This window comes from Bradyrhizobium sp. USDA 3650, from assembly GCF_054057395.1.
The window spans coordinates 268,576-295,473 of record NZ_JBSRZG010000001.1 but is presented as its reverse complement, the minus strand read 5'-3'; the positions used below and the strand labels follow the sequence as shown (position 1 = coordinate 295,473).

The window sequence follows — 26,898 nt, the reverse complement described above, 5'->3', positions numbered from 1 at the left end:
GACCAAGGCACCGCCAATTCGCTGTTGGCGCTACGTAATTTTGCTAGTGTTAACTGGTCGCAGGGGGCCACTAAAAGGCCCGGACGTCAGTCCTCGCTGCCGCCCTCGCCACCCTCATGGCCGACTTCCGGCGGCGTCTCGGGCTCGACAGCAGGCGCCAGCGCGAGATCAAGGTCCTCGCCCGGCTCCAGCGGATCCTCGTCCTCCCGCAAAGTCGGGTCATCGGACGGCGTCGGCACGCTGAATCCGGTCGGCAGGCGCGAATCCAGCAGGCCCGTGCCCTTCAGCTCCTCCAGACCCGGCAGATCGCCGAGCTGTTCCAGCGTGAACTGCGACAGGAAGTCCTCGGTGGTTCCGAAGGTCAAGGGACGGCCCGGCGTCTTGCGACGCCCCCGCGGCTTGATCCAGCCGGTTTCCAGCAGCACGTCCAGCGTGCCCTTCGAAGTGACGACGCCACGGATCTCCTCGATCTCGGCGCGCGTCACCGGCTGGTGATAGGCGATGATCGCCAGCACTTCGATCGCGGCGCGCGACAGGCGGCGGGTCTCGGTGCTCTCGCGGGTCATCAGCCAGGCAAGATCGCCCGCGGTGCGGAAGGTCCATTTGTTGGCGACCCGCACGAGATTCACGCCGCGCAGGGAATAGTCGGCCTGCAACTGCTCGAGCGCAGCCTTCACGTCCACGCCCTCGGGCATGCGCTTGGCCAGCGTCGCGGTGTCCAGCGGTTCATTCGAAGCGAACAGCAGCGCTTCCAGCAGCCGCAATTCTTCGGGACGTGCCTGGGACTCGTTCTCCATCGGCTCGGCCTCTTCTACCCGCACTTCAGCCAGGCTTGCCATGGCAGATTCTCCTTGTTGCACTTAAGCGACCGGCGCATCGGGCGCAGGAGCTGCGTCCATGACCGGCTTGGGGCGCCCCTTCCGGAAATAGATGGGCGCAAACGCCTCTTTCTGATTCAGCTCGAGCTGACCTTCGCGCACCAGCTCGAGCGCAGCCGCGAAACTCGAGGCGAGCACCGTCGCGCGCTGCGTCGGATCGGCGACGTGCTGCAGCAGAAAATCGTCGAGAACGCCCCAATCGTCCTGCTCGCTGATGCTGCCGACCAGCCGCTCCAGCGTGGCGCGCGCCTCGGCGAGCGACCACACCGTGCGCTTGGCCAGATGCACGCTCGCCAGCACGCGCGACTGGCGCTGCGCGGCATAGGCGGTGAGCAGGTCATAAAGCGTTGCGGTGTATTTCGGATGCTTGATCTCGGCGATCTGCTCGGGCTCGCCGCGCGGGAAGATGTCGCGCAGCAATTGCTGCCGGTTCATCAGCCGGTTGGCGGCTTCACGAATGGCCTCCAGCCGGCGCAGGCGGTTGGCGAGCGCCGTCGCCATCTGCTCCGCGCTGGGGCCTTCCGCACTCGGCGGCTCCGGCAGCAGCAGGCGCGATTTCAGAAAGGCGAGCCAGGCCGCCATCACGAGATAGTCGGCGGCAAGCTCGAGGCGGATCTTTCGCGCGGCTTCGATGAAGTGGAGATATTGGTCGGCCAGCGCCAGGATCGAAATCTTGGCGAGATCGACCTTCTGCTGCCGCGCCAGTGCGAGCAACAGGTCGAGCGGACCTTCATAACCCTCGACGTCCACCACCAACGCCGGCTCACCCTCGGCGAGCTCTGCGGGCCGCCCGGTTTCAAACGATAGGATTTCTGCGGTCATGCCGATGCCGTGTTTGCCCGTGCGATCAATGCGTCCAGTTCGGCGCGTGCGGCCGCGCGATCGAACGGCTGCGGTCCCTTGCGCGCCGCGAGCGCGGCGTTCGCCCGCTCCAGCGCCCTGCCCGCCAGTTCGGGTGTCTGGCCGGCGACCTCACGCATTTCCTCGATGTTGCCGTTGCAATGCAGGGCTATGTCGCAACCGGCCGCAAAAATCGCGCGGGTCCGCTCGGCGATATTGCCCGACAGCGCATTCATCGACACGTCATCACTCATTAACAAACCCTGGAACCCGATTGTGCCGCGAATCACCTCAGCGATCATTGTCGCAGATGTCGTCGCCGGATGGGCGGGGTCGACCGCGCTAAACACAACATGTGCAGTCATGGCCATCGGCAAATCCGCCAAGGGCTTGAACGCCGCGAAGTCGGTGCGATCCAGCTCGTCTCGCGGCGTGTCGACATTCGGCAGATTGAAATGGGTATCGGCCGTAGCTCGGCCATGGCCGGGGATGTGCTTGAGGACCGGCAACACGCCCCCCTGTTCCAGGCCCTCGGTGACCGCGCGGCCGATCGCGGCGACCTTGCCCGGTTCGGTGCCGTAAGCCCTGTTCCCGATGACGGCGTTGGCGCCAGCCACCGGCACGTCGGCCAGCGGCAAGCAATCCACGGTAATGCCGAGATCTGCGAGATCGGCCGCGATCAGCCGGGCGCTGAGGCGCGCCGCGGTTAGCCCGAGCGCCGAATCAGTATCGTAGAGGCCCGCGAAAATAGCGCCCGGCGGATAGACCGGCCAATGCGGCGGGCCCAGCCGCTGCACGCGGCCGCCCTCCTGATCGATCAGGACAGGGGCATCAGGAGAGCCCGCGGCCGCCCGCAATTCCGCAACGAGTGCAGCAACTTGAGCCGGCGTCTCGACGTTGCGCTTGAAGAGGATGAAACCCCATGGGCGTTCGCTGCGGATAAACTCCCGCTCGGCGGCGGTTAGTTCCGTTCCGGAAACGCCGGTAATGAAGGCCCGCGTGCTCATACGGCCGATTAACCCCGACCCGCGAGAGGGTCAAGGAAACGGCCGTTAATTCCTCTGGACGAAGCAGGCAGACAGGCCCGCGGATTTCAAACTGTTGCAGGCTTGGTTGGCCTCTTCGAGCGAGCCGTAGGGCCCAGCGAAGGCGCGGTAGACGATTCCCTTGCCCTTGTCGGTCAGGTCGACCCGCTTGACCACCGGTGCGCGGGAGCCGAGCACGCTGCCGTACTTGCCCTGAAGCACCCGGTAGGAGGCGTGAGCGCTATCCTCGGTCTGCTGCGAGGAGACCTGCACGACGTAGCCGCCGCCACCGCTGCTCGCGGGCGCAATTTGCGTCGGATTGGTCGCAGCCATCCGTTGCGGCGGCTCCGCAGCCGGCGCCGATTGCGGCGCCAGCGAGAGCGGCTGATTGGCACTGGCATTGGCCGAGGTCGGCGGCGTGCGCGGCGCAGCGGGTGCCGCAACGGGCTTCGGTGGAGCTGCCGGCTTCGCGACGGCGGCGGCTTGCGACGCCGTGGCGTCGGTCTGATCGCCCTTCACGGCCACGGTCCTGATCGCGCGCGGCGAATTGTTCGGCAGCGTGCCGTTGCTCGGATTCGGTCCCGCACTCGACAACGGAATGCTGGACGGCGACACGCTTGCGACCGGCGGCGGGTTCGCGTTCTGGTTCAGCGGCGGGAACACCACGCGGGGACCTCCCGCCTTGGCGTTGACGTCGACAGGCGCCTCCTCGCGCGGCACGATCTTCTCGGTACCATCACCAGTGACCATGCGGTCCGGCACCTTGGCCGAGGAGTCCGACGGCGCCGGCACGATTTTGGTCGGCGTGTTGTCGGCCTTGATGATCGGCGGCTCGCCGCTGCGGGGCGAGCCCACATAGGTCTTGTAGGCGAACGCAGCGCCGGTCCCGACCACGGCAAGAGCCAGGATCGCCGCCACGGTCATCATGCCGCCGCGCTGCTTCTTCGGCTCGTCGAGATCGGCCTCGGGATAGTCGCTCTGGAACGCGTAAGGATCGTCAGGATAGGCGGGATCGCGCTGGTAGTCCTGTTCGCCCGCCTCCAGCCGTCCGTAGAGCGCATCGTCGTAGCGCGCCGGATCGGGCTGCTGATAGGCTTGCTGCTGATAGGCTTGCTCTTGGTAAGCCTGATCGTGCTGCTGGTAGGCCTGATCCTGATAGGCAGGAGCTTGATAAGCAGGAGCTTGATAGGCCTGATCCGGATAGGCCTGCGGCTGACGAAAATCAGGTTCGGGCTCGGGCGCAGTCGGCTGGGCCGAATAACGATGCAGTGGATGAACCGGGTTTACGGAAGCGGGATAGGCAGGCTCAGCTGGCGCCGTCTGCGGCTGCACATTGGCGCGCCGCATCCATGAGGGTGGCCCGGGCGGCGGCGGTGGGGCTTGCTCGGCATAGTCCTGCTGGTCATCGTCGTGGCGATAGTCGTCCTGGCGATAGCCGTCGTCCTGATAGCTCTGGGCAGGCGCAGGCGCTGCTGGCGGATGCGCGCCCGGCCGCCCTTGCGCTGCGAACGGATCGGTCTGCCCGATCAGGCGGGCGAGTTCGGCCAAGGGATCGCCGCTCCCATGCTGATCGCCACCGCGATAGTCATCGGAAGGAAACGGTCTGTCCTGATATCGTTCGGCCATCGTGATGATGCGTCCCTTCGGGAAAGCCGCGCGCCCCTCGACCAAGGCACGGCTTTCGACCCACAAGGCTTTCAACCAAGTCTAAGCGATCCGGCTTCTGCCGGTTACCCCCACAAATTCCCCTTAAGTAGTTCGCCCCAAACTACCGCATCTCGTCCGGAGCATGGACGCCGAGGATGGCGAGGCCCGATGCCAGGACAGAGACGACGCCCTGGACCATGGCCAGCCGCGCCTTCGTTAGATCTGCATCATTATTGATAATGAAGCGTAAATAGGGCAAATCGCGCCCCTTCGTCCAAAGTGCGTGAAATTCGCTCGCTAAGTCATAGAGATAGAAGGCAATTCGGTGCGGCTCGTGGGCGCTTGCAGCCGCTTCCAGCATGCGCGGAAAAATTGCGAGCCGCTTAAGAAGGTCGAGCTCAGCCGGGTCCGACAGCCGTTCCACCGCCGACTCACCGAGCCAGGCGATGCGCTTTTCCGTTTCCTCCGGGAGTTCCGGGAACACCTCGACCCGGGCGTTGCGGAAGATCGAATGGCCGCGGGCGTGGCCGTATTGCACGTAGAACACCGGGTTGTCGCGCGACTGTTCCATGACCTTGGCGAGGTCGAAGTCGAGCACCGCGTCGTTCTTGCGGTAGAGCATCATGAAGCGGACGGCGTCCTGGCCGACTTCATCCACCACCTCACGCAAGGTGACGAAGTCCCCGCTCCGCTTGGACATTTTCACCGGCTCGCCGTTACGCAGCAACTTCACGAGCTGGACGATCTTGACGTCGAGCGCCCCCTTGCCGGAGGTCGTCGCCTTCACCGCCGCCTGCATGCGCTTGATATAGCCGCCATGGTCGGCGCCCCAGACGTCGATCATCTCCGCAAAACCACGGTCGAACTTGTTCTTGTGGTAGGCGATGTCGGCGGCGAAGTAGGTGTAGGAATTATCCGACTTGATCAGCGGGCGATCGACGTCGTCGCCATAGGCGGTCGCCTTGAACAGCAACTGCTCGCGGTCTTCCCAATCCTCGGCCGGGGCCCCCTTTGGCGGCGGCAGACGGCCCTGGTAGATGTCGCCCTTGGCACGTAGGAAATCGATGGTCTCGGCGACCTTGTTGTTGCCGGCGTCCAGCAGCGAGCGCTCGGAGAAGAACACGTCGTGGCGGATGTTGAGCGCGGCGAGATCGTCCTTGATCTCGTCCATCATCATCGCGATCGCCTTGGCGCGTACCGTCGGCAGCCACGCGCCCTCGCTCATGGCAAGCAGCTTGTCGCCGTGCTCCTGCGCCAGCGCCTCGCCGACCGGTTTCAGGTAGTCGCCGGGGTAGAGCCCTTCCGGGATCGCGCCGATGTCTTCGCCGAGCGCCTCGCGGTATCTCAGGAAGGCGGAACGCGCGAGCACGTCGACCTGGGCACCGGCGTCGTTGATATAATATTCGCGGGTGACGTCACGGCCACCAAACTCGAGCAGGCTCGCCAGCGCGTCGCCGAACACGGCGCCGCGGCAATGGCCGACATGCATCGGTCCGGTCGGGTTGGCGGAGACATATTCGACGTTGACCTTGGAGCCGCCGCGGACGCGGCCGTAATCGGCGCCCTCGCGCAGCACGGTCCGCAGTGCCTCGGCCCATGCGGCCGGCTTCAGCGTCAAATTGATGAAGCCGGGACCGGCGACGTCGACCTTCGTGATCAGCGGGTCCGCGCGCAGCCGTTCGGCGATCTGCTCGGCGAGGTCGCGCGGCTTTGCCTTTGCCTCTTTCGCAAGCACCATGGCCGCGTTGGTCGCCATGTCGCCATGGGAGGCATCGCGCGGCGGCTCGACCACCACGCGCGAGAAATCGATGCCCTCGGGCCAGTTGGATTCCGCCGCGAGCGCGCGGCAGACCGCGTGCACGCGTGCGAGCACGTCGGCGAACAGGTGCAGTGCTGAGGATGTGTCGGGCATGGGCGCCGCCTAACGCAAATCCGGGGTCGAGTCAAAGAGCCGCTGGTGCTCGGTCAGGGCGAAACGGTCGGTCATTCCGGCAATGAAATTCCCGATCCGGCGGGCCCGGTCGCCCTCATTGTCCACCTCCGCCCCGACCAGCCATTCCGGCGGCAGCTCGCCGGGCGATGTGAGGTATTTTGCGAACAGGTCGAACAGGATCTGTTCCGCCTCGCCCATCACCCGCATGACCCGCTTGTGGCGGTACATGTGCTGATAGAGAAAGCGCTTGATTGCGGCCTCCTCCTCGGCGACCGAGGCGGGGAACGCGATCAGTGCCCGGCTCTGCTGGCGCACGTCCTGGACGGATTGCGGTTTCACGGCGGCAAGGTTTGTCTGCGCCTCGGCGAACACGGCACCGATCAGGTGCGAGATCAGCTCGCGCACCAGTTCGGCGCCGCGCCTGACGTCTTCGAGATCGGGGTAATGCGCAGACGTCTCGGCGATGATCTCCGCGGTCAGCGGCATCACCTTGAGGTCGTCGAGGTGAAACAGGCCGGCGCGCAGGCCGTCGTCGATATCGTGGGCATCATAGGCGATGTCGTCGGCGATCGCGGCGACCTGTGCCTCCAGCGAGGCGAAACTCCATAATTCGAGATCATAGGTCTTGATGTAGTCGGCGATGCCGACGGGAATGCCGTGCTCGCGATAACGCCCGACCGGCGCACCGCTGCGATCGGTCAGCGGGCCGTTGTGCTTGACGATGCCCTCCAGCGATTCCCAGGTCAGGTTGAGCCCGTCGAATTCGGGATAGCGGTGTTCCAGCGCCGCAACGACGCGGAGCGTCTGGGCGTTGTGGTCGAAGCCGCCGAAATCCTTGAGGCAGGCGTCCAGCGCCCGCTCGCCGGCGTGCCCGAACGGCGGATGGCCAAGATCGTGGGCGAGCGCCAGGGTTTCCGTGAGGTCCTCGTCCAGCCCGAGCTGCCGCGCCAGCGCCCGGGCGATCTGCGCCACCTCCAGCGAATGGGTCAGCCGGGTGCGGTAGTGATCGCCCTCGTGGAACACGAACACCTGGGTCTTGTACTTCAGCCGGCGGAACGCGGTGGAATGGATGACCCGGTCGCAATCCCGCCGGAACGGGCTGCGGGTCCGGCTCGGCGGTTCCGCGACCAACCGGCCGCGACTGCGCTCGGGATCGCAGGCATAGGGCGCGTGGGGGGCAGCCATTCCGACGGACACGGCGAATTTAGTCCCTATCCATTTGATTCTGCGTATGGTGGCACTTAACTATGCCGGACGCGGGATACCAACTGAATTGGGCAAGCGACCCTCAGGTGACCTTGGTGTGACCGCGGGCCTATCGGAGACGAACGATGACGACTGACGTGACCATCAGTGACAAGGCCGCACGCCGGATTGGGGAGATCCTCAAGGGCGAAGGGTCTGGCGCGATGCTGCGGATCTCGGTCGAGGGCGGCGGCTGTTCCGGCTTCCAATACAAGTTCGACATTGACCGTGCCCGCACCGACGACGATCTCGTGATCGAGCAGGACAATGCGGTGGTGCTGGTCGATTCCGCCTCGCAGCCGTTCCTGGCGGGGTCGCAGGTCGATTTCGTCGACGATCTGATCGGCGCCTCGTTCCGGGTCAACAATCCCAACGCCACGGCGTCCTGCGGCTGCGGGACCAGCTTCTCGATCTGACGTCGCCGGCTAAGCGCCGGTGATCTGCCTTTCCTCGTCCGTCCAGTCCGCTTCGACCGGTATCTGCTCTGGCTGAAGCGGTGCGTCCTCCGACACCCATTGGCCGTCCAGCGCACGCAGCAGCGACGTGACCAGCGCCGGCTTGCGCAGCGGTTTCGCGAGGAAGTCGGACATCCCCGCCTCGCGGCAGATCTTGACGTCCTCGGGGAAGGCATTGGCGGTCAGCGCGATGATCGGCAAGGCCGCGAAGCGTCCGCCCTCGGCGCGGATCGCGCGGGTCGCGGCAAGGCCGTCCATCTCGGGCATGCGCACGTCCATCAGCACGATATCGTAATCGCCTTCGGACACGGCCGCGACGGCCTCGACACCGTCGGTCACGACGCGCAACTCGACATCGAAGGCACCGAGCATCTTGCTCACGACCATGCGGTTGACGGCGTCGTCCTCGGCGACCAGCACCTTCAGCGGTCGGTCGAGACCCGCGATGCGCGCCTTGAGATCGTCGGCTTCCTCGCGGCCTGCGTCGTGATCGGACGTTCGCATCTGGCTCCACGGCAAAACCAGCGTGAAGCGGAAGGTCGAGCCTTCGCCCGGCGTCGAGGTGACGCCGATGGTGCCGCCCATCTGCTCGATGATACGCCGGGAAATCGCTAGGCCCAGCCCGGTGCCACCGAAGCGGCGGCTGATCGAGGCGTCGGCCTGGGCGAAGTCGGAGAAGAGCTGGCCGAGCTTCTCGGGGGCGATGCCGATGCCGCTGTCGGTCACGCTCCATTCGACGGTGGCGAGCAGATCGCGGCGGGCCTGACAGACAGCTGCGACCGTGACTTCGCCTGCGTCGGTGAACTTCACCGCGTTGGCGGCGAGATTGAGCAGCACCTGGCGGATACGCGCGACATCGCCGCGCAGGGTCGGCGGCAGGTTGGGATCGAGCTCGACCTTGACGGCCAGCCCCTTGCTCTTGGCGCTCGCGCGCACGACGGTCGCCACTGCCTCGACCAGCGCCTGCGGCGCGAAGTCGATCACCTCGAACGCGAAGCGCCCGGCCTCGAGCTTGGAGAGGTCGAGGATGTCATTGAGGATGCGCTGGAGGTTGTCGCCGGATTCGCGGATCGACGTGACAACCTCGTGCTGCTCCGGATCGAGCTTTGTCTCCAGCAGCATGCTGGCAAGCCCGAGCACGCCGTTCATCGGCGTGCGGATCTCGTGGCTCATGACCGCGAGGAAATCCGATTTGGCGCGGCTCTCGGCCTCAGCCTTTTCCGCGCGCCAGCGCTCGGTCACGTCACGGCCGAAGCCGCGATAGCCGAGGAATTGACCGTCGCGGTCGTAGGCCGGCTTCGCAGTGAGCGACCACAGCCGCGCCTCGCCGCCTGCGACCACCTTGAGGTTCATCTCGTGCAGCGGTTCGGCGTGCTCCATCAGGCCGACGACGTTGTAGGCCGCGCTCTTGTCTTCGGGGCACAGCATGTCGAGCACGTCGGCGAAATGCGCGCCCTTCAGCAGCGGCAGCGGCAGCTGTGCGACGGCGGCGAAGCGCTCGGGCACGTCGACCAGATGCCCCTCGGCGTCGGTCTGCCACAGCCAGTCGCTGGCATTCTCCTGAAAATCCTTCAGCAACAGCGAAATGATCTCGGTCTGCCGCTCGAGCTCGAGCTGGGCCTTGAGATTGCCGAGGAACAGATTGCCTTGCGAGACGATGTTGCGCGCCATGAAGAACGCGAACAGCAGCAGAAACACCGCGGTCACGAGATACGGCCCGGTGCCGCACAACAGCAGCGCCGCGACGCAGGCGATCGTCGTCGTCGCGAGATAGACGAGGCCCGCGCGCGGGAAGGTCGAGAGCGTGAAGGCACCGCCGGACATCATGCCGACCATCAGGCAGGCCAGAACGAGCTGGCTGGTCGGCTCGATGCGGCTGAACAGCGCGACCGGCAGCGTGCCCCAGATTGCGGCGAGGAAAAACGCCTGCCGCAACATCTGCCGCGCGGCGCGGGGCGAGGCTTCCTGCGGCGGGCTTTGGCGGGAGCGCCGCCACGCGCGCACTGCGAGCGAGGCGGCGGTCGCGAGGGTCATGCCCCAGATCGCGAGAAAGTCGTTCCAGCCCCTGCCCCAGAACAGGACCAGCACGACCGCGACGTTGAGCATGGTGACGGCCATCGTCACCGGGATCAGCCGTATCACCGCGTCGATCTGCTTGGCGCGGATGCGGCTCAGCTCGCGCTCGCTGAGACCGGCGGTCAGGCCGTCCTCAATCTCGTAGCCGCCGAGCCAGTACAGGAACGCGCCGATCAACCCGTCGCGGGGCTCGGTTCGCTTCATGGATTTGTCCGGCCATCCCATTCGAAAAACCTTTTTACGATCAATGGCCCAGGCCCGACTTAAGCCGGGTTAATTTTGTGGGAGATTTCGCAGCGTCCTTGACGGGCGCGTTTGCATTTTGTTCTAACCATGGCCCCTGCCCGGAGCCGCCAAGATGCCCATCAGAATAGCCACCTGGAACGTGAACTCGGTCCGGCAGCGGATCGACCTGCTGCTGACCTGGCTGAAGGAGTGCCAGCCGGACATCGTCTGCCTCCAGGAGATCAAATGCGTCGACGAGGCCTTTCCGCGGCTGGAGATCGAGGCGCTCGGCTACAACGTGGTCACCCACGGGCAGAAGACGTTCAACGGTGTCGCCCTGCTCTCGAAGCTCCGGTTCGACGAGACCAAGTCGGGGCTGGCCGGCGACGACGACGACGCCCATGCCCGTTTCCTCGAAGGCGTGGTGACGCTCAAGCGCGGCGTGCTGCGCATCGCCTGCCTCTATCTGCCCAATGGCAACCCGGTCGGCACCGAGAAATATCCCTACAAGCTCAAATGGATGTCACGGCTTCTTGAGTATTCGAAGGAGCGCCTCAAGACCGAGGAGCCGCTGATCCTCGCAGGCGACTTCAACGTCATTCCGCATGCCCGGGACGTCCATAATCCCGCCGCCTGGACCGAGGACGCCCTGTTCAAGCCCGAGACGCGGGAGAGTTTTCAGTCCCTGCTCGGCCTCGGCCTGACCGATGCGCTTCGGGCCGTCACCGACGAGCCCGGGCTCTACACGTTCTGGGATTACCAGGCCGGCGCCTGGCAGAAGAACCATGGCCTGCGGATCGACCATCTGCTGCTGTCGCCACAGGCCAGCGACCGGCTCGCCAATGTCGGCATCGACAGCTATGTGCGCAGCTGGGAGAAGCCGTCGGACCACGTGCCGGTGTGGGCGGATCTCGATCTTGAGGCGGCGTGAGGCCGCCTCAACCACTTACTCCCGGCGGCCCTGCACCCACTGCTCCAGCATCTGCAGGCACATGGCGCGATCATCGTCGGAGGCCTTTGCGAAGGCGCGGTTGTAGTTTTCCTTGATCCAGATCTCGTCGCTGCCTGCGCTGTCGCGCGCCAGCGTCAGCCACATCAGGCCGCGCGCGGCCTGCCGCGGCAGGCGGTCGCCGTTGAACAGCATCTGGCCGAGCAGCGCCTGGGCTTCGTGCTGGCCCTTCTGCGCGGCAAGCCCAAGCCAGCGTGCGCCGTAGCGGAAATCCTCGCGCGAAGCGTCCGGTGTCTTCAGGTACAGGCGGGCGAGATCGTATTGCGCATCCGCATTGCCGAAATAGGACGCGGCATAGGAGAACATCTCCCGCGCCCGCTCCTGGTCCGGCTTGACCTTCGAATTCGGGATGCCGCTGAGATAATAGCGACCGAGCGCTACAAAGGCGTTGGCGACGATCTGCGCCTGCGGCGCCGACGGGCTGTCCTCGGCATGCGCGTTGGCGATGCGGGTGAAATACTCGAACGCACGCACATCGTCCTGGGCGACGCCGTCGCCATTGGCGTACATGCGGCCGAGCTTCCACTGCGCGATGGGGTGGCCACCCTCCGCGGCATATTGCAGGGCGCTGAGCGAGGTTTCCTGGGGCACGACTGGCGGTACATTGCGCACCTTGCCTGCTGCGCCCGGCAAGGTCGTGACCACCGGGATGGTCGCATCCTTCTGGCTGACGGGTGCGCCGTCAAAGGCGAGCGCCGGCGCGGCCAGCGCGGTAGCCCCCAACACAAACGCAACGATGGTACGCCTAGATGTCCGCATAGCACTGTTTCTCGTGCGCGCCGCCCGGATGGGTCACTGCCCCACCGACCGCTGGTCCAACCTGCTGAGCATATTTCCAGAGCGCGCCCGTCGTGTGGTTAGTCGCGCGAGCGGTCCATTTGGTCTTGCGCTGGGCAAGCTCCTGGTCGCTCAATTTTACGTTAAGGGTACCGGCGACCGCGTCGATCTCGATGATATCGCCGTCCTCGAGCAGCCCGATCGGGCCGCCGATGGCGGCTTCCGGCCCGACATGGCCGATGCAGAAGCCGCGGGTGGCGCCGGAGAAGCGGCCGTCGGTGATGAGCGCGATCTTGCCGCCCATGCCCTGGCCGGTCAGCGCCGCGGTGGTCTGGAGCATTTCCCGCATGCCGGGACCGCCCTTGGGCCCCTCGTAGCGGATCACGATGACTTCGCCTTCGCGGTAGGTGCGCTTCTGGACGGCCTCGAAAGCATCCTCCTCACGGTCGAAGCACCTGGCCGGACCGGTGAACCTGAGGTTGGACATTCCCGCGACTTTCACGATCGCACCTTCTGGCGCCAGATTGCCCTTCAGACCGACCACACCGCCGGTGACGGTGATGGGCTTGTCTGCCGGGTGCACCACGTCCTGGTGCGGATTCCACTTCACGCTTTTGAGGTTTTCGGCGATCGTTCGACCGGTGACGGTCATGCAGTCACCGTGGAGAAATCCGTTGTCGAGCAGCGTCTTCATCAGAAGCGGTATGCCACCTACTTCAAACATGTCTTTGGCGACATAACGGCCGCCCGGCTTCAAATCCGCGACGTACGGTGTCTTTTTGAAGATTTCGGCGACGTCGAACAGGTCGAACTTGATGCCGGCCTCGTGCGCGATCGCCGGCAGGTGCAGTGCAGCATTGGTTGAGCCACCCGACGCGGCGACCACGGCGGCGGCATTCTCCAGCGCCTTGAGGGTGACGATGTCGCGCGGCCGGATGTTTTGGGCGATCAGCTCCATGACCTGCTCGCCCGCGGTCATGCAGAAGGCGTCGCGAATTTCATAGGGAGCCGGAGCACCGGCCGAGTACGGCAGCGCCAGGCCGATCGCCTCGGAGACCGTCGCCATCGTGTTGGCTGTGAACTGGGCGCCGCAGGCACCCGCCGAAGGGCACGCCACGCGCTCGATCTCGTCGAGGTCCTCGTCCGACATGGCACCGACCGAGTGCTTGCCGACGGCTTCGAACATGTCCTGCACGGTGACTTGCTGGCCCCGGAAATTGCCGGGCAGGATCGAGCCGCCATAGATGAAGATCGAGGGCACGTTGAGGCGGACCATCGCCATCATCATGCCCGGCAGCGACTTGTCGCAGCCGGCCAGGCCAACGAGAGCGTCATAGGCGTGGCCGCGGATCGTCAGCTCGACGGAATCGGCGATGCATTCGCGCGACGGCAGCGAGGAGCGCATGCCGTCATGGCCCATGGCGATGCCGTCGGTCACGGTGATGGTGCAGAATTCCCGCGGCGTGCCGCCGGCGGATGCGACACCCTTCTTCACCGCCTGCGCCTGGCGCATCAGGGAGATGTTGCAGGGCGCGGCCTCGTTCCAGCACGAGGCGACGCCGACGAAGGGCTGGTGGATCTGGTCGGTGGTCAGACCCATGGCGTAGAGGTAGGACCGATGGGGCGCGCGCGCAGGGCCTTCCGTCACGTGACGGCTCGGCAGCCTCTGCTTGATGTTGCTCTTCGCGTCCATCGCCAACCAGTTTCCCCGGCCAACCCTTTCAGACCCGAAAAATCAGAGCCAAGATTTTAATCGACCTTTTGAATCGACCTTGGGGATTTCCCGTCGCCTTCCAGGACCACCGCTGCCGCTAAAACATTTGAGTGATTTTATTCATGTCCGGGTGTGGCCAAAAAGCGGCGTCGATGCGAACGGACAGAGATGATGGTTAAATCCGTGACAGGTGTTGCACGGACGGCACAATCGTGGCCGGCAGGACACGATTGGAGCTTACTGCGATACCCCCGGCAGGAGGACAATCCGCAACTTCAGGCTTCAAGTACGTGCCTGCGCCGCAACTTCGGCGCGTCGACGAGGCGCAGCCAGGGTGAGTCGCCGCCTTCATCATCCCCCCGCGCGTGCCCTACGCGCTGCAAAGGCCTCTGCGCTGCGCACCGGAGACGCAAGGGGTGGCGTGTGGCGCGCACTCTCTCAAAGCGTCTTTGCGAGCGGAGCGAAGCAATCCAGAATCTTTCCGCGGCGGCAGACTGGATTGCTTCGCTGCACTCGCAATGACGGAGTATGAGGCAGTAGCGCCACTCTTCCAGCTCGCATCTTGAATTGTAGACACGCCTTCGCAGCCTCGCGGCGCGTTTCGCCCGAGCTTTGCTTCGTCACTCCACCCTCAAAGCCAAGAGGGCGCAGGGAAGGCCGGGTGCCAGCTGGCACCCGCGGTCCGCTGCGCGAAAGCACACGCAGGAAAACCGCACAGCAGCATACAGGTGTAGCCAATCACTCGGCCTTCCCTGCGCGATGGTCGGACGGCTTATGCCGTGCTCTCCCGGGAGCCGAACTTTCCTTCTGGCCTCCCTCGCCTCGCGAATTGGATGATGCTGTCTGCCCGGTTGGGCTCGCACACACCTCCGCGAAAACTTGACCATAGCAACGACGGCCAGGACCACACGGTTTTGCCGTACGCGCATTCGCCATTTCGCCGCAGGGTTCGACGGCATCGTGCACGTAGCCATCGAAATACCGACGAGACGAACTTCACAGCGCCGCTCGTCCGCACGTGGCCACGGGCTCACAGGGACTACCCGCCCTGCCCGCACCTCTCATGCCGACGCTGCCGCGTCCACCGCAAGCCCGGCTCGCAATCAAGACGACAACGAGATCGCCCCTCAAGGATGAGCCGGGATGACCGACACATACGTCAAAACCGAATTTCGGTAAAGCGGAATATTTTTGCATGAATGCATTGACACAGGGGTCTTGAGAAATGGTCAGGTGTTTTGCCCGACGGGCAACCGCGACGGCTTCGTGAAAGTCACATCAGGCCGCCCGGCCGTTCGGATATGTCGGGTCCGGACGGCGGTCGCCTTGCGGGGCTGGGTCGGTCATCGCCATGCCTTGACCTCAGCGCCTCACCCTCTTGTTCCTCAAACGGGGCGGGCTACGCTCGTCCTCTTGCGCGCTGGGCTTGAGCCCAAGCCGCGGTGACGTCGCGCGGCGGGACGTCGACGCGCCGGATCGGCGTCAACTCGCCGGAGGCGGAGATGATCGCGGTCTCCTCGCGGCGGCAGCGCGGGCACACGAAGCGGACCTCGTTTGGCGAAGCCGACCAGCTCGAACGTTTCACATTGGCCGCCATCGGCCAGGCCGCGCAATGCGAGCATGACACCAGGAACCGACCGGGATCGAGCATACCCATTTCAAAGGACTCCGCGTCCTGCCATCCCTTCAATGATTAATCCATGTGAATCGTTCCGGTGCCAAGACACCGCCGAGGCGGATCACGACACCGTAGCGACCCCAAACCAGGAGATTGAGCGGCTCAGTGGGCGCCCTTGAGCGTGCATGACGTGCTGCAGGTGACCGTGTTGCCGTGGTCGCACGCCTTGCAGGCGGCAACGCACTGGGCCATGTCGCGGGGATTGAAGGAGGTGTAGTTCCGCATCGCGCAGATCGGGGTCGAGCCGGTGACGTCCTGCTCCTGGTTGCAGGCTGCCGTCATGAGTCCAAACATGATGACCGCAAGGAGGCGCATGGGATCGCCCTGTGAGGCACGACAAAACAATCTCGCGAGGCGCGCTGCACCGCAACGAGCCCCGGCATTTCCACAGCGGAGAAGCACAGCAGGCGTCCCCCATATGCATTGAGGATGCGCGCCAAGGGTTAAGAACGGATTGTCGGCGTCAGGCCGCAGCTTTGCTTGCGATGGCCTGCCGCATGTCCACGGCCAATTGGCGGTACTGCTCCGAAAGCTTCAGATAAAACTCGCGCTTGGTGCTGTCGGTGGCGAGCCTGGCGATCAGCTCGCATTCGGCGGTGAGCGTCTCGAAGCGTTCGAGCCTGTTCTCAAGTTCTGTCATCGGCGTGTCCCCGTCAAACGCCTCAAGGACACCAAACCTAAGCCCGCGAAATAGGTCACGGCGAACATCGTTATCGAGTAGAATCAATTTTTCCGCGCGGCCGGCTATTTCTGCTCCAACCGCCATGCGCCGTCCCAGCCCTCGCCCGGCGGATTGGCCTCGAATTGCGCAATGCGGGCGAGCATTGCGCGCGAGGGACCGTCGCCGGGGACGGCTTCGAGTGCCACGTTGAAGGCGACACGGGCCTCGTCGAAGCGGCCGGCGCGATAGGCGGCGAGGCCTCCGGCGTAGTGCGAACGCAGGCTCTCATGCGCGGCCGTGAGCGCGCCTGACCGGCCCATCACCTCGAAGATCGTTTGCGCCGCGCTCTGGCCGGCGACCGCAAGACGATCGACTTCGCGCAATTCGAGCTGCGAGCCGATCGCATCCGCCGTCGCCTGCGAGATCAGGATGCGGGTACCATAGGTCTTGTTGACGGCTTCCAAGCGCGAGGCGAGGTTCACGGCATCGCCCATCACGGTGAAGCTCATCATCAGCTCGGAGCCGATGCTGCCGGTCAGGACCTCGCCGGTGGCGATGCCGATGCGCAGATCGCAAAGCCCCGGCATGGCGCGGATGCCGAGGAGATCCGGCAATTGCTTCTGCAGCGCGGGCACCTGATCGGCCATGTCGATGGCGGCAAGGCCTGCGAGCAGCGCCGGCTCGTCCTCCTCGATGAAGGGCGGGCCCCAATAGGCCATGATGGCGTCGCCGATATATTTGTCGATGATGCCGCGGTTGCTCCTGATCGGACCGGACATCATCGTGAAATAATGGTTCATCACCCTGACCAGGCCGCGCGGGGTCATGCCCTCGCTCATCGCGGTGAAGCCGCTCATGTCGCAGAACATGATGGTCATCACCCGGCGCTGGCCGTCGATGGCGACCTCGGGCCGGTCGATCAGGCCTTGCACCACCTTGGGATCGATGTAGCGACCGAACGTCTCGCGGACGCGCTCATTGTGCCTGAGCTGCTCGGTCATGCGGTTGAAGGCTGCGGCCAGCTCGCCGATCTCGTCCTGGGTGGAGACGGTGATGGTCTTGTCGAAGCGGCCGGCCTCGACCTCGCGCGTGCCGGCGAGCAGCAGCCGCACCGGGCGCGTAATGCCGCTGGACACCAGAAGCGCAATGGCAAATCCGAGCACCGCTGCCAGCAACGTCACGACTCCCGACACGATAATCGCCTGGTATTGCCGGCTGATCACCTGCGACGTCGAGAAGAAGACCTGCGTCAGCATGTCGCCGCGGATCGCGTCGACCTTCCGATTGAACGCATCGCGCAGCAAGTCGAGCTGTTCCAGCGTGCCGCGGGCCTCGGCCATGTCCTTGGCCTCGATCTGCTTGAGCAGTTTCGTATTGCCCTCGTCCAGATTGCGCCGCAGCTCGGTGACAGCGCTCTCGATACGAACGTCGAGCCGTGCCAGTGCGGCGTTGTCGGAAGAGGTCCTGGGGTCGTCGATGATGGCGTTGATGAGCTTGCGCGCGGTCTCGGCCTCCTCCTCGAACTTGCGGTCCAATGCCTCGAAGTCGCGAAGCCGCGCCGCGTAGGCCTCCTCGTCCGACGCCGCTCCCATCCTCGTCATGACCATTCGCCGCAGCGCCAGCGCCCGCTCCAGCGAGCGGATATTGGCGCGGGCGAGATGGCTATAGGCCGGAATGTAGCGGTTGGTCAGTTCGTCGAGGAGGACGCCGACCTGGCTCGACATCACCATCGACAGGATCGAGGTGACCAGCATCAGGACGATCAATCCGAGGGCGATGCCGACGATTTTGCGCCGGATCGACTGGTTGAAAAGCGGCATGGGTGTGAGGCAAATGGGCTGCAGGAACGGCTATGGAACCCAATACACCGTATTTGCACCAGGGAACACGCACAATCAGGCCGCTGCTGTCGCGCCAAGGAGCCGCCCGCAACCACCGCGCGAGCCCGAATGGTTAACAGAGGTTAAGAGCCTCCTCTATCCGCCGTTGCACAGGTTCCCCCGCCCCATCCGTATTTCGCCGCATTGTTGGAACAGCTTGAGGATGCGAAACGACGTCGCGTCACCATTTTGGACGCCGTTTTGATTCTCGAGCCGCATCTCGTCGCGGACTTTGGTTTGTACTGGTTTCGCAGGGGGACCACGGAATGAACCAGTGCCTACGCTCGCTCGCGTGTGTCGTTGCCGTGGCCGCTTTGGCCTTTGTCCCTACCGAGCTGGCAGCGAAGAGCAATCACAAATCTTCCGCGCCGAAGAAGACGCATGAGGCGAAAGCCGGCAAGCAGCGCCACGCCTCCGCCGGCAAGGCGCGGCACGGCAAGCATGCCGAGGCCAAGCGCAAGTCGAAGAAGCAGGACGATGCGCCCTCGGACAAGCCGGCGGCCCCGCCGCTGACTGGCGATCTCGCCGCGCTGAAGGATGCCATCGATCTCGCGCGGAAGGGCAAGACCGAGGACGCGAGCGCGGCGCGCGACCGCATTGCCGACCCGGCGGGGCAGAAGCTCGCCGACTGGTTCATGCTGCGCCATTCCGAAAGCACGGCGAATTTCAAGCGCTACGCCGCCTTCCTCGCCGCCAATCCGGACTGGCCGAGCAGCGCGCTGCTCCGCCGCCGTGCCGAGGCGCGGCTGTGGCAGGAGAAGGCCGACGCGGCGACCGTGCACAAATTCACGATGGACCGGCCGACCAGCGCCAAGGGCAAGTTCGCACTCGCGCGCGTGCTGATGACCGAGGGCGACAGCGACAGGGCCGCCCGTCTGGTGCGCGATGCCTGGCGCACCGACGAATTGTCCGAGCGCAGCGAGGAAGATTCCTACGAAGCGTTCCGCGATCTCCTGACCGCCGAGGATCATCGCGCCCGCATGGACAAGCGCCTCGGCGCCAAGGACTATTCAGGTGCGCGGCGCGCAGCCAAGCGGCTCGGCGAGGATGCGCTCGCGATCGTCAAGGCCTGCGCCGCCGTCACCGGCAAGGCCAGCAAGGCCAAGGATTACCTCGATGACGTCTCGGCCGAGGCGCGGCGCGACCTCGGCTATGTGCTGTGCCGCGCGCAATGGCATCTCCAGAATGACCGCATCGACGACGCGGCCGAGGTGATCCTGGCCGCCGCGCCCGATACGATGGCGGCGCAAGACACCGACGCCTGGTGGCGCGAGCGCCGCCTGCTCGCGCGAAAACTGCTCGACCAGGGCAAGTTCAAAACCGCCTATGATTTGGTGCGCTCGGCGGCCGTGCCCGCGATGGAGGTCTATCGCGTCGACTATCACTTCATGTGCGGCTGGATCGCGCTGCGCTATCTCGACGATCCCAAGGCGGCGATGACGCACTTCGCCGCGATCGACGAAGGCTCCGCCAACCCGATCGCGCTGTCGCGCGCGCATTATTGGCGCGGCCGCGCGGCCGAGGCGATGAACGCAACCGCCGATGCGCGCCTGAGCTATCAGGCCGCGGCGCGCTATCCGACCGCCTATTACGGTCAGCTCGCCCGCGCCAGGCTCGGCCTCGACCGCATCGAGCTGCGCGCGCCCTCGCTTGTGCTGGCAGCAGCCGACACGCCGCCCGCGAACGAGTGCGTGCGCGCCGCCGACATGCTCTACGGCGTCGGTGAGCGCGACATGGTGTTTTACTACGCCGAGGATTTCGCCAAGGAGAGTACCAACGTGGCGGCACTCGAAGCGCTCGGCGAGCTCGCCGGCCGGCGCAACGATGCGCGCGTGATGCTGGAGGTCGGCAAGTCGGCGCTGGCGCGCGGGCTCGCGCTCGACCATTACGCCTTCCCGACCATCGGCATCCCTGAACATAAGCAGGTCGCGCCCGCGATTGAACCCAGCGTGATCTATTCGGTGGCCCGCACCGAAAGCTCGTTCGACCAGCGCGACAAATCGGCCGCCAACGCAGTCGGGCTGATGCAGGTGACGCCGGAAGCGGGCCGCGACACCGCAAAGCGCTTCGGCCTGACCTACGACTGGGACAAGATGGTCTCCGATCCCGTCTACAACACGCAGATGGGCGCGGCCGAGCTCAGCGCGCTGATGTCGGAATACCGCGGCAATCAGATCATGACCTTCGCCGGCTACAATGCGGGCCGGGGCCGCGTGCGCGAATGGGTGCAGGCGCGCGGCGACCCCAGGGATCCCAAGGTCGATCCGGTCGACTGGGTCGAGCGCATCCCGCTGTCGGAGACGCGCAACTACGTCCAGCGCGTGATCGAGAACGTGCTGGTCTACCGCGCCCGGTTCGAAGGCAGCGGCATGATCGCCGGCAAGAGCGATCAGCGCGTGGTGACGAAGGATGCGGCGGCCGTGGCGACGCCGGTGGGGTTTACGGGGACGGAGTAGCCGCGGCTTCGTAGGGTGGATTAGCGAGGCGTAATCCACCAGTTCTTTCGCCGCACAAGAAGAGGTGGATTACGCCGAGCGACTGCGCTTCGCGCAGCGCTGGGCTAATCCACCCTACCAGAACGCCTCAATCCACTTTGATGTTCGCCGCCTTGATCATCGGCCACCACTTCGCGATCTCCGCCTTCTGGCGCGCGCCGAGGGCTTCGGGCGTGAGCTGATCCTGTGGCGTCATCTCCAGCCCCTGGTTTTCGAGCTGCTTCTTCACGCCGGGATCGTTCAGCGCTTCCACGGCTGCGGCATTGAGCTTCGCAACGATCTGCTTCGGCGTACCCTTGGGCACCCACATCCCGGACCACAGCGTCATGTTGAAACCCTTCAGGCCCGCCTCCTCCGCCGTCGGGATGTCGGGCGCCGAGGACAGGCGCTTGTCATCGGTGATGGCGTAGGCGCGAATGGTGCCGGCACGGACCTGGTTGATGGAATTCGAGGTCTGGTCGACGATGACGTCGATTTGGCCGGCGATCAGATCGTTCAGGGCGGGCGCGGTGCCGCGATACGGCACGTATTGCAGCTTGATGCCGCTGACGCTCTCGAAATAGACCCCGGCGATGTGGCTGCCCGAGCCCGCGCCGGCGGTGCCGGCGGTCGGCGGCGACGGCCGCGACTTCAGCCAGTCCAGCAGCTCCTTCAGCGAGGTCGCGGGCACCGCGTTCTTGCTGACGACGATCATCGGATTGCTCGGCAGCAGCACCACCGGCTCGAGGTCCGCGACCAGGTCGTAATTGAGCTTGTAGACGGCGCCGTTGGCAACGTGGGTGCCGAGATGGCCGAACGAGATCGTGTAGCCGTCGGGGGCCGAATGCACGGCGCGGCCGACGCCGATCGAGCCGCCCGCACCAGTGACGTTCTCGATCACCAGCGGCTGGCCGAGCGCCGTGCGCATCCGCTCGGCGAGCACACGCGCCATCGCATCCGACGGACCGCCCGCGGCGAAGGGAACGATGATGGTGATGGGACGTGAGGGATAGTCGTCGGCGCGCGCGGCGCCTGCAACAGCGAGAATAGCAATCAGCGCAGCCCAGGCGGCCTTCATTGTCTTCTCCCAACGATGTCATTGTTGTTTTTGTCTCTTCCCGCGTACGGGAAGAGGGATCGTTCGTGAAGAGGCGAAATGACGCGCTAGAACTGCGAATAGTCGATCGGCTTGTGGCGATCGAGCGTCCGGGTGACCGGCGGCAGCGGATATTTCAGGCCGGTGGCGCAATTGAATAGCATCACGCGGTCACCCTTCGAGACGCGGCCGTCGGCGAGGCTGTCCTTGTAGGCGGCGTAGGTCGCAGCGCCTTCGGGGCACAGCAGCAGCCCCTCCTCGCGCGCGACCTCGCTGAGTGCCGACGAGATCTTGTCGTCGTCGACGGCGATGGCAAAACCCTTGCTCTCGCGCACCGCGCGCAGGATCAGGAAGTCGCCGATCGCCTGCGGCACGCGAATGCCTGACGCGATGGTGTGGGCGTCCTCCCAGCGCGTCGCATGCTCGGTGCCGGCCTCATAGGCGCGCACCATCGGCGCGCAGCCGGAGGCCTGCACCGCGACCATGCGCGGGCGCTTCGAGCCAATGAAGCCGATCTTCTCCAGCTCGTCGAACGCTTTCCACATGCCGATCAGCCCGGTGCCGCCGCCGGTGGGATAGAAGATCACGTCGGGCACGTCCCAGCCGAGCTGCTCGGCCAGTTCGAGCCCCATCGTCTTCTTGCCTTCGATCCGGTACGGCTCCTTCAAGGTCGAGGTGTCGAACCAGCCGACTTTCGCCTTGCCCTCGCCGACGATCTTGCCGCAATCGTCGATATAGCCGTTGACGCGGTAGACGGTCGCGCCCTGAAGCTCGATCTCGCTGACGTTCACCTCGGGCGTATCGGCCGGACAGAAGATCGTGGTCTTGATGCCGCAGGAGGTGGCATAGGCCGCGAGCGCCGCGCCGGCATTGCCGTTGGTGGGCATCGCCATGTGCTTGATGCCGAGCGCCTTGCCCATCGACACCGCCATGACGAGACCGCGCGCCTTGAACGAGCCGGTCGGCAGGCGCCCCTCGTCCTTGACGATGATCTCGCCGCCGCCGAGTTTTGCACCGAGCTTGGGCAGCCGGATCAGCGGCGTCGTGACCTCGCCGAGCGAGACGATGTCCTTGCATTTGCGCACCGGCAAAAGCTCGCGGTAGCGCCACATGTCGGCCGGGCGCTGGCTAAGCGCATCCTTGGTCAGCGCTTTCTTCACACCCGCAAGGTCGTAGCGCACGAGCAGCGGTTTGCCGGCCTTGGAGAGGTTGTGGACCTGGTCGGCGGCGTAATGATCGCCCTCCATCGCGCATTCGAGATGGGTGACGAAGTTCGGGCGCTCGATGGTGAGGTTGTCGTTGTCGTGCATGGGGTGGTTTCCTTCTTGTTTGCAGGCCCTACTGCTCGTCATTGCGAGCGTAGCGAAGCAACCCAGACTGCCGCTGCGGAAAGACTCTGGATTGCTTCGCTGCGCTCGCAATGACGGCGGCGATCAAATATTCAGCACCCGTCCATACGCATCCAGCACGGCTTCCTTCATCATCTCCGACAACGTCGGATGCGGGAATACCGTGTGCATCAGCTCTTCTTCCGTGGTCTCGAGGTTCATGGCCACGACGTAGCCCTGGATCAGCTCGGTGACCTCTGCGCCGATCATGTGGGCGCCGAGCAGCTGACCCGTCTTCTTGTCGAAGATCACCTTGACCAACCCCTGGTCCTCGCCGAGCGCGATGGCCTTGCCGTTGCCGACGAAGGGGAAGCGGCCGATGCGGATCTCGCGGCCGTTCTCCTTGGCCTTGGCTTCGGTGAGGCCGACGGAGGCGACCTGCGGATTGCAATAGGTGCAGCCCGGGATCAGGTTCTTGTCCATGGCGTGCGGGTGCAGGCCCTTGATCGCCTCGACGCAGATCACGCCTTCGTGCTCGGCCTTGTGAGCCAACATCGGCGGACCCGCGACGTCGCCGATGGCATAGATGCCGGGGATGTTGGTCTTGCCGTAGCCGTCGATCACGATGACGCCGCGATCGGTTTTGACGCCGAGCTTTTCGAGACCGAGATTCTCGATGTTGCCGACGACGCCGACGGCCGAGATCACGCGCTCGAACTCGGTCGTCACCGGCTTGCCCTTGCCGTCGTCAATGGTAGCGACGACGCTATCGGCCTTCTTCTCGAGCTTGGTCACCTTGGTCGAGGACAGGATCTTGATGCCCTGCTTCTCAAAACGCTTGCGGGCCAGGCCTGCAATCTCGGCGTCCTCGACCGGCAGGATCTGCGGCAGCACCTCGACCACGGTGACGTCCGAACCCATGGTGTGGAAGAACGAGGCGAACTCGATGCCGATCGCGCCGGAGCCGACCACCAGCAGCGATTTCGGCATCCGCTCCGGCACCATCGCTTCGAAATAAGTCCAGATCAGCTTCTTGTCCGGCTCGAGGCCCGGCAGCACGCGCGGCCGCGCGCCGGTTGCGACGATGATGTGCTTGGCCTGATACGTCCCCTCGCCCAGCGTGCCCTTTGGGCCCTCGACGTCGGACTTCTTCACGGTGACTTTGCCGGGCGCGTCGATCGAGGCCGCGCCCCAGATCACGCTGACCTTGTTCTTCTTCATCAGGAAGCCGACGCCGTCGTTCAGCCGCTTCGAGACGCCGCGCGAGCGCTGCACCACCGCCTTCGGATCGAACGAGACGTTGTCCGCCGACAGGCCGTAATCCTTGGCGTGCTGCATGTAGTGATAGATCTCGGCCGAGCGCAGCAGCGCCTTTGTCGGGATGCAGCCCCAGTTCAGGCAGATGCCGCCGAGATAGGATTTCTCGACGATCGCGACTTTGAAGCCGAGCTGGGCGGCCCGGATCGCGGTGACATAGCCGCCGGGACCGGAGCCGATGATGATGATGTCGAAGGATGTATCGGCCATGGCGGCTCCCGTTCAACTCAAGAGGTGCCGCGGGCGCGGCGCCTGGAAATCAAAACCCTGACCAGCCATTCGAGCAGGATCGCGCCGGCCATGATAGCCAGCGCGATCATAACGACCGCCTGGCCGATGCTCCGTGCCAGCTGCTCGCCGGCAAAGAACGCGGAATGCAGAATATCGAGCCCGACAGGATTGAGTGCAACCACAGCCGAGAGCAACAAGGAGATCCAGGGCCAACGCGTCCGCATTCACCCCGCGCCTTCCTGGGCTACACCATCATCATCACAGGGTTTTCGATCAGCTGCTTGAAGGCGCCGATCAGCTCCGCGCCGAGCGCGCCGTCGATGGCACGGTGATCGCAGGACAGGGTCACGCTCATCATGTTCGCGATCTCGATCTTGCCGCCGCGGACGACCGGCCGCTCCTCGCTGGTGCCGACCGCGAGGATGGTGGCGTGCGGCGGATTGATCACGGCGGTAAAGTGGCTGATGCCGAACATGCCGAGGTTGGAGACGGCCGTCGTGCCGCCCTGGTATTCTTCCGGCTTCAGCTTGCGCGAGCGGGCGCGCGCCGCAAAATCCTTCATCTCGTTGGAGATGGTCGACAGCGTCTTGGTCTCGGCCTTGCGGATGATCGGCGTGATCAGGCCGCCGGGCATCGCCACGGCGACGCCGACGTCGGAATGATGGTGCTTGACCATGCCGGATTCGGTCCAGCTCACATTGCAATTCGGAATCTTCTGCAGCGCCACCGCCATCGCCTTGATGACGAAGTCGTTGACCGAGATCTTGTAGAGCGGCTTCTTCTCCTTGTCCTTGGGAGCAGCCGCATTGATCTCCTCGCGAGCGGTAAGCAGCTTGCCGATGTCGCAGTCGATGGTGAGGTAGAAGTGCGGGACGTTCTGGATCGACGCGGTCAGACGCTGCGCAATCGTGCGGCGCATGCCGTCATGCGGGACGACCTCGTAGGAGCCCGGCTCGAACAGCGACAGGATCTGCTTGTCCGACATGGTCGGCGCGGTCGAGGGCGCACCTGACGGCGCCGCAGGTGCCTTCAAGCCCTTGCCGGACTTGGCCTGCTCGACGTCGCGGGCCACGACGCGGCCATGCGGGCCGGTGCCGGTCACCATCGACACGTCGAGGCCGGATTCCTTGGCGAGACGACGCGCCAGCGGCGAGGAGAACACGCGGCCGGCATGGCCGTTGCTCTGCGCGGCCGGTGCTGCGGCCTGCGGTGCAGGTGCTGCGGCGGGCGCCGGCGCGGCCTTGGGCGCAGCAGGCGCAGGAGCCGCTGCGGCAGCGGGAGCTTCAGCAGCTTTCGGAGGTGCGGCGGAAGCACTGGGCTTGGCGGCACCTGCCGCCTTCACGTCCTCGCCCTCGCCGGCCAGCACCGCGATCACGTCATTGACCGGGACGTCCTGCGTGCCCTCCGGCACGAGGATCCTGGCGATCGTGCCCTCGTCGATGGCCTCGACCTCCATGGTCGCCTTGTCGGTCTCGATCTCGGCGATGACATCGCCGGATTTGACCTTGTCGCCTTCCTTCTTCAGCCACTTGGCGAGGTTGCCCTTCTCCATCGTCGGCGAAAGAGCGGGCATCAGGATGTTGATGGGCATGCTGACCTCAAGAAGAACTTTGCAAAATTCCGTCTCCGGACCGAAGACGGACAGACCAGGTTAGTTGCCGATGTCGCCCTGCCACAGGCGCTCATTGGCAGGAATAGAACGCCAATTTTTCATCATGGTGATGGAGCGGTCGTCGGCAAGGTCGATCCACGGGATGCCGAACTTGTCGAGAATGTCCTTGGAGCCCTCGAAGGTGACGGACTCACCGATCACCACGAGCTTGACCTTGAACAGCGCGAGCGCACCGGCACACATCGCGCATGGCGACAGCGTGGTGTACATGACGGTATCGTGGAACGAAATCGCACCCGCCTCGCGCAGGCAACTCATCTCGCCGTGCAGGATCGGGTTGTTCTCCTGCACGCGATTGTTGTGGCCGCGGGCGATCACCTTGTTGTCGCGGGTCAGCACGGCGCCGATCGGCAGGCCGCCTTGCGCGATCGAGGCTTCCGCCTCGCGGATCGCCTCCAGCATGAAATCGAAATGATGGGACTCGATCGCCACGGTCAGTGCCCCTTCCCGCGCGGCGTCGTGGTGCCGGTGTCGGTGGGACGCTCGATCTCGGCCTGGAACATCTCGATGATCCGGTTCAGCGCGTCTTCTTCGGTGTATTCGCTCTCGCGCGCATAGGCGCGCGCGGCGTGACGGGCGAGATCGACGAGCAGCAGGCCCCACATGTCGGGCTCGTCGAAGGCCCGCTGGAATGCCATCGACAGCCCGCCGTCCAGCACGAACACGCGCAGGATCTCGACCGCATCATCGCGGACGAGGACGTCGGGTGGCAATGGCTGCTCCTTCGGGCCCGCCAT

General features: G+C 64.9%; 23 protein-coding genes. 3 read left to right on the top strand and 20 right to left on the bottom strand.

What is annotated here, in order from left to right; translation table 11 throughout:
* Positions 1-86: 86 nt before the first annotated feature.
* From scpB to ACVIN2_RS01365, 6 genes are all read right to left on the bottom strand, one after another.
* Positions 87-839, bottom strand: a complete 753-nt coding sequence (scpB, locus tag ACVIN2_RS01390; RefSeq protein WP_456764197.1) for an SMC-Scp complex subunit ScpB — start codon at positions 837-839, stop codon at positions 87-89.
* Between the two features lie 21 nt (positions 840-860).
* A complete protein-coding gene (locus ACVIN2_RS01385; RefSeq protein WP_007590654.1) occupies positions 861-1,700 on the bottom strand; it encodes a segregation and condensation protein A in 840 nt (279 codons plus the stop codon).
* Entirely contained in the window at positions 1,697-2,725 is a 1,029-nt protein-coding gene (nagZ, locus tag ACVIN2_RS01380; protein ID WP_456764196.1) for a beta-N-acetylhexosaminidase, read from the bottom strand. The genes ACVIN2_RS01385 and nagZ overlap by 4 nt, the downstream gene beginning before the upstream one ends.
* 45 nt (positions 2,726-2,770) lie before the next feature.
* Positions 2,771-4,369, bottom strand: a complete 1,599-nt coding sequence (locus ACVIN2_RS01375) for an SPOR domain-containing protein (RefSeq protein WP_456769625.1) — start codon at positions 4,367-4,369, stop codon at positions 2,771-2,773.
* A gap of 142 nt (positions 4,370-4,511) precedes the next feature.
* Entirely contained in the window at positions 4,512-6,302 is a 1,791-nt protein-coding gene (argS, locus tag ACVIN2_RS01370) for an arginine--tRNA ligase (protein WP_456764195.1), read from the bottom strand.
* A 9-nt stretch (positions 6,303-6,311) separates the two neighbouring features.
* A complete protein-coding gene (locus tag ACVIN2_RS01365; protein WP_456764194.1) occupies positions 6,312-7,520 on the bottom strand; it encodes a deoxyguanosinetriphosphate triphosphohydrolase in 1,209 nt (402 codons plus the stop codon).
* Positions 7,521-7,654: 134 nt separating this feature from the next.
* On the opposite strand from ACVIN2_RS01365, the gene erpA reads away from it, so the two are divergent.
* The gene (gene erpA, locus ACVIN2_RS01360) at positions 7,655-7,984 is read left to right on the top strand and encodes an iron-sulfur cluster insertion protein ErpA (RefSeq protein WP_007610737.1); all 330 of its coding nucleotides are present in this window, start codon (positions 7,655-7,657) and stop codon (positions 7,982-7,984) included.
* 9 nt (positions 7,985-7,993) lie between these two features.
* Here the strand turns inward: erpA and ACVIN2_RS01355 are convergent, their stop codons facing one another.
* Positions 7,994-10,324, bottom strand: a complete 2,331-nt coding sequence (locus ACVIN2_RS01355) for an ATP-binding protein (RefSeq protein ID WP_456764193.1) — start codon at positions 10,322-10,324, stop codon at positions 7,994-7,996.
* Positions 10,325-10,457: 133 nt separating this feature from the next.
* Here ACVIN2_RS01355 and xth point away from each other — a divergent pair, with 133 nt between their 5' ends.
* On the top strand, positions 10,458-11,255 hold the full coding sequence (gene xth / locus ACVIN2_RS01350) for an exodeoxyribonuclease III (protein ID WP_456764192.1): 798 nt from the start codon (positions 10,458-10,460) through the stop codon (positions 11,253-11,255).
* Positions 11,256-11,270: 15 nt separating this feature from the next.
* Here xth and ACVIN2_RS01345 read toward each other — a convergent pair whose 3' ends face one another.
* The 6 genes from ACVIN2_RS01345 to ACVIN2_RS01320 all read right to left on the bottom strand — a co-directional run bounded on the left by ACVIN2_RS01345 (position 11,271) and on the right by ACVIN2_RS01320 (position 17,983).
* Positions 11,271-12,092 (bottom strand): tetratricopeptide repeat protein, encoded by an 822-nt coding sequence (locus ACVIN2_RS01345; RefSeq protein WP_456764191.1) that lies wholly within the window; start codon positions 12,090-12,092, stop codon positions 11,271-11,273.
* Complete coding sequence (ilvD, locus tag ACVIN2_RS01340; RefSeq protein WP_456764190.1) at positions 12,079-13,803, bottom strand: dihydroxy-acid dehydratase; 1,725 nt, start codon at positions 13,801-13,803, stop codon at positions 12,079-12,081. Before ilvD ends, ACVIN2_RS01345 begins: the two co-directional genes overlap by 14 nt.
* 1,420 nt (positions 13,804-15,223) lie before the next feature.
* Complete coding sequence (locus ACVIN2_RS01335) at positions 15,224-15,481, bottom strand: hypothetical protein (protein WP_007590640.1); 258 nt, start codon at positions 15,479-15,481, stop codon at positions 15,224-15,226.
* A gap of 123 nt (positions 15,482-15,604) precedes the next feature.
* On the bottom strand, positions 15,605-15,817 hold the full coding sequence (locus ACVIN2_RS01330; protein ID WP_456764189.1) for a hypothetical protein: 213 nt from the start codon (positions 15,815-15,817) through the stop codon (positions 15,605-15,607).
* 148 nt (positions 15,818-15,965) lie between these two features.
* Complete coding sequence (locus tag ACVIN2_RS01325) at positions 15,966-16,268, bottom strand: hypothetical protein (RefSeq protein WP_456769882.1); 303 nt, start codon at positions 16,266-16,268, stop codon at positions 15,966-15,968.
* A complete protein-coding gene (locus tag ACVIN2_RS01320) occupies positions 16,247-17,983 on the bottom strand; it encodes an adenylate/guanylate cyclase domain-containing protein (RefSeq protein ID WP_456764188.1) in 1,737 nt (578 codons plus the stop codon). The genes ACVIN2_RS01325 and ACVIN2_RS01320 overlap by 22 nt, the downstream gene beginning before the upstream one ends.
* Positions 17,984-18,309: 326 nt before the next feature.
* Here ACVIN2_RS01320 and ACVIN2_RS01315 point away from each other — a divergent pair, with 326 nt between their 5' ends.
* Positions 18,310-20,499, top strand: coding sequence for a lytic transglycosylase domain-containing protein (locus tag ACVIN2_RS01315; protein WP_456764187.1), 2,190 nt, complete (start codon positions 18,310-18,312; stop codon positions 20,497-20,499).
* 127 nt (positions 20,500-20,626) lie between these two features.
* Here ACVIN2_RS01315 and ACVIN2_RS01310 read toward each other — a convergent pair whose 3' ends face one another.
* The 7 genes from ACVIN2_RS01310 to ACVIN2_RS01280 all read right to left on the bottom strand — a co-directional run bounded on the left by ACVIN2_RS01310 (position 20,627) and on the right by ACVIN2_RS01280 (position 26,898).
* The gene (locus tag ACVIN2_RS01310) at positions 20,627-21,595 is read right to left on the bottom strand and encodes a tripartite tricarboxylate transporter substrate binding protein BugD (protein ID WP_456764186.1); all 969 of its coding nucleotides are present in this window, start codon (positions 21,593-21,595) and stop codon (positions 20,627-20,629) included.
* An 86-nt stretch (positions 21,596-21,681) separates the two neighbouring features.
* The gene (locus tag ACVIN2_RS01305) at positions 21,682-22,923 is read right to left on the bottom strand and encodes a threonine synthase (RefSeq protein ID WP_456764185.1); all 1,242 of its coding nucleotides are present in this window, start codon (positions 22,921-22,923) and stop codon (positions 21,682-21,684) included.
* Between the two features lie 123 nt (positions 22,924-23,046).
* Positions 23,047-24,468 (bottom strand): dihydrolipoyl dehydrogenase, encoded by a 1,422-nt coding sequence (gene lpdA / locus ACVIN2_RS01300; protein WP_456764184.1) that lies wholly within the window; start codon positions 24,466-24,468, stop codon positions 23,047-23,049.
* 17 nt (positions 24,469-24,485) lie between these two features.
* Positions 24,486-24,713 (bottom strand): hypothetical protein, encoded by a 228-nt coding sequence (locus ACVIN2_RS01295; protein WP_456764183.1) that lies wholly within the window; start codon positions 24,711-24,713, stop codon positions 24,486-24,488.
* A gap of 20 nt (positions 24,714-24,733) precedes the next feature.
* Positions 24,734-26,080 (bottom strand): pyruvate dehydrogenase complex dihydrolipoamide acetyltransferase, encoded by a 1,347-nt coding sequence (locus ACVIN2_RS01290; protein WP_456764182.1) that lies wholly within the window; start codon positions 26,078-26,080, stop codon positions 24,734-24,736.
* A 60-nt stretch (positions 26,081-26,140) separates the two neighbouring features.
* Positions 26,141-26,593 (bottom strand): nucleoside deaminase, encoded by a 453-nt coding sequence (locus ACVIN2_RS01285; protein WP_456764181.1) that lies wholly within the window; start codon positions 26,591-26,593, stop codon positions 26,141-26,143.
* A gap of 2 nt (positions 26,594-26,595) precedes the next feature.
* Complete coding sequence (locus tag ACVIN2_RS01280) at positions 26,596-26,898, bottom strand: DUF5076 domain-containing protein (protein WP_007590623.1); 303 nt, start codon at positions 26,896-26,898, stop codon at positions 26,596-26,598.

Bases quoted from the DNA above. Each gene is read 5' to 3' on its own strand.
- scpB (WP_456764197.1), bottom strand. From the start codon at position 839: ATGGCAAGCCTGGCTGAAGTGCGGGTAGAAGAGGCCGAGCCGATGGAG.
- ACVIN2_RS01385 (WP_007590654.1), bottom strand. From the start codon at position 1,700: ATGACCGCAGAAATCCTATCGTTTGAAACCGGGCGGCCCGCAGAGCTC.
- nagZ (WP_456764196.1), bottom strand. From the start codon at position 2,725: ATGAGCACGCGGGCCTTCATTACCGGCGTTTCCGGAACGGAACTAACC.
- ACVIN2_RS01375 (WP_456769625.1), bottom strand. From the start codon at position 4,369: ATGGCCGAACGATATCAGGACAGACCGTTTCCTTCCGATGACTATCGC.
- argS (WP_456764195.1), bottom strand. From the start codon at position 6,302: ATGCCCGACACATCCTCAGCACTGCACCTGTTCGCCGACGTGCTCGCA.
- erpA (WP_007610737.1), top strand. From the start codon at position 7,655: ATGACGACTGACGTGACCATCAGTGACAAGGCCGCACGCCGGATTGGG.
- ACVIN2_RS01355 (WP_456764193.1), bottom strand. From the start codon at position 10,324: ATGGGATGGCCGGACAAATCCATGAAGCGAACCGAGCCCCGCGACGGG.
- xth (WP_456764192.1), top strand. From the start codon at position 10,458: ATGCCCATCAGAATAGCCACCTGGAACGTGAACTCGGTCCGGCAGCGG.
- ACVIN2_RS01345 (WP_456764191.1), bottom strand. From the start codon at position 12,092: ATGCGGACATCTAGGCGTACCATCGTTGCGTTTGTGTTGGGGGCTACC.
- ilvD (WP_456764190.1), bottom strand. From the start codon at position 13,803: ATGGACGCGAAGAGCAACATCAAGCAGAGGCTGCCGAGCCGTCACGTG.
- ACVIN2_RS01335 (WP_007590640.1), bottom strand. From the start codon at position 15,481: ATGGGTATGCTCGATCCCGGTCGGTTCCTGGTGTCATGCTCGCATTGC.
- ACVIN2_RS01330 (WP_456764189.1), bottom strand. From the start codon at position 15,817: ATGCGCCTCCTTGCGGTCATCATGTTTGGACTCATGACGGCAGCCTGC.
- ACVIN2_RS01325 (WP_456769882.1), bottom strand. From the start codon at position 16,268: ATGGCGGTTGGAGCAGAAATAGCCGGCCGCGCGGAAAAATTGATTCTA.
- ACVIN2_RS01320 (WP_456764188.1), bottom strand. From the start codon at position 17,983: ATGCCGCTTTTCAACCAGTCGATCCGGCGCAAAATCGTCGGCATCGCC.
- ACVIN2_RS01315 (WP_456764187.1), top strand. From the start codon at position 18,310: ATGAACCAGTGCCTACGCTCGCTCGCGTGTGTCGTTGCCGTGGCCGCT.
- ACVIN2_RS01310 (WP_456764186.1), bottom strand. From the start codon at position 21,595: ATGAAGGCCGCCTGGGCTGCGCTGATTGCTATTCTCGCTGTTGCAGGC.
- ACVIN2_RS01305 (WP_456764185.1), bottom strand. From the start codon at position 22,923: ATGCACGACAACGACAACCTCACCATCGAGCGCCCGAACTTCGTCACC.
- lpdA (WP_456764184.1), bottom strand. From the start codon at position 24,468: ATGGCCGATACATCCTTCGACATCATCATCATCGGCTCCGGTCCCGGC.
- ACVIN2_RS01295 (WP_456764183.1), bottom strand. From the start codon at position 24,713: ATGCGGACGCGTTGGCCCTGGATCTCCTTGTTGCTCTCGGCTGTGGTT.
- ACVIN2_RS01290 (WP_456764182.1), bottom strand. From the start codon at position 26,080: ATGCCCATCAACATCCTGATGCCCGCTCTTTCGCCGACGATGGAGAAG.
- ACVIN2_RS01280 (WP_007590623.1), bottom strand. From the start codon at position 26,898: ATGGCGGGCCCGAAGGAGCAGCCATTGCCACCCGACGTCCTCGTCCGC.